Raw genomic sequence first — 310 nt, forward strand, 5'->3', positions numbered from 1 at the left:
CCGATCGAACTTGAAGCGGCCGACGTACTCGGCGGCCAGATGCTGCGCCTCGGCGGGGCTGCCCCCGTTGCCCGCAAAGAGCAGCTTGCCGCCGCCGCGGGCAACCGTCAGGGCGCGATCGGCTGCATCGGCGACGGCGGCCTGCAACTTGGGATCACCGGCCAGCGTCGCGAACAACGCGGCAGCTTCATCGAGGGCGTTCGAGACGACGGCGTTCATCTATGCGCTCCCCCGGTGAGGCCCGAAGCGGGCGGCATCCGCCGCCGTTCGCCGGATGGCGGTGTCGAGGTCGGTCCATACGTCCAGTCCG

General features: G+C 70.6%; 1 protein-coding gene. It reads right to left on the reverse strand.

Going from position 1 to position 310, the window contains the following annotated elements; genetic code table 11:
* Nucleotides 1-219 (reverse strand): SIS domain-containing protein (locus ACLBXP_RS25565; RefSeq protein WP_447670625.1); only part of this gene is annotated, 219 nt, incomplete at its 3' end.
* Between the last annotated feature and the right edge of the window lie 91 nt (nt 220-310).

It is taken from the genome of Methylobacterium sp. A54F (assembly GCF_053346035.1).